Raw genomic sequence first — 4,784 nt, forward strand, 5'->3', positions numbered from 1 at the left:
TCGTTGATGGACTGGGCGAAGACGGGTGAGGTTTCCAGCAGGCGCAGTCCCATCCCGGCCCACTGACCACCCTGACCCGGAAACACAAACACCACGCCACCCCGCGCCCCACCGGGCGCCGAAACCCCCTCCTGCACCCCGGCATCCGGTTGGCCGGACGCGAGCGCGTCCAGACCGCGCACAAACTCCGCACGGTCGGAGCCAATGACCACCGCGCGATGCTCGAAGGCCGACCGATGCGTGGCCAGCGTGTACCCGATGTCCGCGAGCCTCGATCCGGAATCGGCGCCGGGGGCCACGGACACGAACTCCCGCAGTCGGCGCGCCTGGGCTCGGAGGGCGTCGGCCGACTTCCCGGACAGCGGCCAGGGCAAGGGGAGGCCGGACGCCTCCACGGCAGGCGCGGAAGACGGCTCTGTCTCTTCCGTACCGTCGGGCTCTGCGGCGGGTGCTTCTTCCAGAATGACGTGGGCGTTGGTGCCGCTGACACCGAAGGAGGAGACACCGGCGCGCCGTGGACGCCCGTTGCGTGGCCATGGCACGGCGTCTGTCAGCAGCCGTACTGCCCCCGAGGACCAGTCCACATGCGATGACGGCTCTTCGATGTGCAACGTACGGGGCAGGGTCTCGTGCTGGAGGGCCATCACCATCTTGATCACCCCGCCCACGCCGGCCGCCGCCTGGGCGTGTCCGATGTTCGACTTCACCGACCCAAGCCACAGGGGTCGGTTCTCGGGCCGGTCTTGCCCGTAGGCAGCCAGCAGCGCCTGGGCCTCGACGGGGTCGCCGAGGACGGTACCGGTGCCATGCCCTTCCACAGCGTCGACATCGGAAGGCGACAGCCCCGCGCCGGCCAGGGCCTGTCGGATGACGCGCTGTTGTGCCGGGCCGTTGGGGGCGGTGAGGCCGTTGCTGGCACCGTCCTGATTGATCGCGCTGCCGCGCACCACGGCGAGAACGCGGTGGCCGTTGCGCCGTGCGTCGGACAGCCGCTCCACGACGAGCATCCCGACGCCTTCCGCCCAGCCGGTGCCGTCAGCGGTGGCCGAGAACGCCTTGCACCGTCCGTCCGGGGACAGTCCCCGCTGGCGGGAGAACTCGACGAAGGTCTCCGGCGTGGACATCACCATCACTCCGCCGACGAGCGCGAGCGAGCACTCTGACGTGCGCAGCGCCTGACCGGCCATGTGCAGCGCGACCAAGGAGGATGAGCAGGCCGTGTCCACCGAGACCGTCGGGCCCTCGAGGCCGAAGGTGTAAGCGATACGGCCGGAGGCGACGCTCCCCGAGCTGCCGGTCAGGGCATAGCCGGCCACGGCCTGTGGCACCTGCCGCACATGAGCCGCGTAGTCCTGCACATTGATTCCGACGAAGACTCCGGTCTGGCTGCCCCGCAGGGTCCCCGGCGTGATGCCCGCGTGTTCGAACGCTTCCCATGAGGCTTCCAGCAGCAGTCGTTGCTGCGGGTCCATGGCGAGGGCCTCACGTGGGCTGATGCCGAAGAACGCCGGGTCGAAATCTCCGGCGTCATAAAGGAATCCGCCGTGCCGGGTACAGCAGGTGCCCTCGTGGTCGGGGTCCGGGTGATAGATCCGCTCCAGGTCCCAGCCGCGGTCCGTCGGGAACCCGGTGATGGCATCAGCGCCCGAGGCGACCAGCCGCCACAGATCCTCAGCCGACCGCACCTCGCCCGGGTAACGGCAGGCCATCCCGACGATCGCGAGCGGCTCGTCCAGGGGTGTTGCTCCGGCGCGCTTCGTCGGCCCGCCCGGCACAGCCTCGCGCAGCTCGTCGTCGCCCCGGCCCAGCAGCGCCGCTCGCAGATGCGCGGCGCATTCCGTGGGGCTCGGATGGTCGAAGACAAGGGTGGTGGGCAGCGCCAGTCCGGTGGCGGCCGCGACGCGGTTTCGGAACTCGACAGCGGTGAGAGAGTCGAACCCCAGCGCGCTGAAGGCCTGCTGAGCGTCGATGGATTCGGGGCTGGAATGGCCGAGAACGGAAGCCACGTGTGTGCGGACGATCTCGAGAAGTGCCTGCTGCTGCTCCTTGGGCGAACGCTGGGCAAGCCGCTCGCGAAGAGAGTCGGCGGAGGGCGCCGCGGTTTCGCCGCGAAGCGCCTGGCGGGCCTCGGCGATCTCGTCGATGAGCGGAGCCGGCCGCCGAGCGGTGAAGGTAGTGGCGAAGTCCTCCCAGTCGACGTCAGCGACGACGGTGGTGGTGTCGGGGTCGTGGCCGAGGATGCGATCGAGGGTGGCGATGGCGCGATCAGGAGACAGGGCCCGGAGACCGCGACGGCGCAAGTGGGCGCGTGTGTCCTCGTGCGCCGCCATTCCCGGACCGTCCCAGGGCCCCCAGGCGATGCTGGTGGCGGGGAGTCCCTGGTCGCGGCGGTGCTGGGCCAGGGCATCGAGGTAGGCGTTGGCGGCGGCGTACCCGGCCTGGTGCGCGCTGCCCCAGGTTCCGGCGATGGAGGAGAACAGAACAAAGTGTTCGATCGTGTCGTGCTCGCGCAACAGCTCGTGCAGAAGGGCCGCTCCGGTCGCCTTCGCCCCCGCCGTTTCGGCGAGATCCGCCGCACTCGAATCGGCGATGGACGATTTGAGGTTGGTTCCTGCGGTGTGGATGAGGGTGGTGAGGGGGTGGGTTGGGGGGATGGTGTTGAGGAGGTTGGTGAGTTGGGTTGGGTTGGTGGTGTCGCAGGTGGTGATGGTGGTGGTGGCGCCGAGTTGGGTGAGTTGGTGGTGGAGTTGGGTGGCGTGGGGTGTGTTGGGTCCTTGTCGGTTGGTGAGGAGGAGGTGGCAGTGGGGGTGGTGGGTGGCGATCCAGGTGGCGATGTGGGTGCCGAGGGCGCCGGTGCCGCCGGTGATGAGGATGGTTCCGTGGGGTTTCCAGGGTTGGAGGCTGTCTGGGGTGGAGTGGGTGGTGGTGCGGGTCAGGCGTCGGGCCTGTAGCCCCGTGTCGCGGATGGCCAGCTGATCTTCCGTGTGTTGGGTGGTGAGGGCGGTGGTGAGGTGGTGGAGGTGTTGGGGGGTGAGGGTGGTGGGGAGGTCGATGAGTCCGCCCCATTGGTCGGGGTGTTCGAGGGCGGTGGTGCGTCCGAGTCCCCAGATGTGGGCTTGGGTGGGGTGGTTGAGGGTGTCGGTTGGGTGGGTGGTGGTTGCTGTTTGGGTGAGGGCCCATAGGGGTGCGGTGATGTGGGGGTGGGTGGTGAGGGTTTGGGTGAGGGTGAGGGTGAGGGCTGTTCCGGTGGGGATGTGGGGGTGTTCGGGGTGGGGTTCCTCGTCGAAGGCCAGAAACGAGAGCACACCGCTGATGCTCAGGTCACCGTGTTGTTCGATGGCGTCGGCGAGGTGTCGGCCGAGGACCACCGGGTCGATGTCGGCGTCATTGAGTACGAGCTCGGCTGCGCGGATGCCGTCGCGTTGCCGTAGCTCGCTGAGAATGGCGTCGACGTGTGGATGATCGGTCTGCCGAGCGGAAACGACGACCAGCCAGTCGCCGAGCCGCGTCGGCTCGGCGTCAGCCAGACTGATTGGCTGCCAGACCTCGCGATACTGCCATGTGTCGTTGGTGGTGTCGGGGGTTGGGGTGGTGTTGAGCCAGTAGTGGTGGTGTTGGAAGGGGTAGGTGGGGAGGTTGGTGTGGTGGTGGGTGTGGTGTTGTTGGTGCCAGGTGGTGGGGTGGCCGTGGGTGTGGAGGTGGGCGAGTGCGGTGTGGGTGGTGTGGGTTTCTGGTTGGTGGGGGTGGAGGAGCGCTGCGGTGTGGGGTGTGTGGTGGGGGAGGTTGTGGTGGGTGAGGGTGGTGAGGGTGGTGTCGGGTCCGAGTTCGAGGTAGGTGGTGACGCCGTGGGTGTGGAGTTGGTGGGTGGTGTGGGTGTAGTGGACGGTGTTGCGGGTCTGGTGGGTCCAGTAGCCGGGTGTGGCGGGGTCTTGACCGGTGGGGTCAGTGGTGATGAGGGGTGTGTGGGGCTGGTGGTAGGTGAGGGTTTGGGCGGTGTCGCGGAGCTCGTCGAGGATGGGGTTGATGTGGGGTGAGTGGAAGGCCGCGCTGACATTGAGCGGGGTCGTCTTGCGCCCCATGGCTCGGAACTGTGCGGCGATGGCGTCCACGGCATCTCGGTCGCCGCTGATGACGACGGATCCGGGGGCGTTGACGGCCGCGATGGACACCTGCGTCTCGAGGCCTGTGAGGTGTTCTTGGACTTCGTGGGGTTGGGCTTGGAGGGTGGTCATGGCGCCGGTGGTGGGGAGGGTGTGCATGAGGCGGGCGCGGGTGGTGACCAGGCGGGCCGCGTCGGTGAGGGTGAGGATGCCGGTGAGGTGGGCTGCGGTGATCTCGCCGAGGGAGTGTCCGGCGTAGAAGTGGGGCGTGACCCCGTGGCCTTCGGTGACCAGCCGGTGGAGCGCGACCTGAAGAGCGAACAGGGCGGGCTGGGCGTAGAGCGTCTGGTCCAGCAGCCGGGACGTGTCGGTGTCCGGCTCGGCGAACATCACATCCCGCAGGGGCTGTTCCAGGTGCGGATCGAGGTGGGCGCAGGCCTCGTCGAGGGCCTCGGCGAACAGGGGGAAGGCCTGGTAGAGCTCGTATCCCATGCGGGGGCGCTGTGTGCCCTGCCCCGAGCAGAGGAACGCCAGCTTCCCCGCTCCGGACGCCACGCCGCGCACAAGCCCCTCGTGCTCCTCACCGGCTGCCAGTGCCGCCAGGCCGTGGAGGAAGTCCTCGCGGCCGGGGCCCAGGAGTACGGCGCGGTGTTCGAAGGGGGTGCGGCTGGTGGCCAGCGCGTG

The 4,784-nt window shown here is 68.8% G+C and carries 1 protein-coding gene; it reads right to left on the reverse strand.

What is annotated here, in order from left to right:
• Positions 1-4,784: type I polyketide synthase (locus ACH4S9_RS47020; protein ID WP_398377817.1), on the reverse strand; the 4,784-nt coding region annotated here is incomplete at both ends.

Origin of the sequence: Streptomyces sp. NPDC021225 (assembly GCF_044332865.1) — a bacterium.
Lineage (GTDB): Bacteria > Actinomycetota > Actinomycetes > Streptomycetales > Streptomycetaceae > Streptomyces.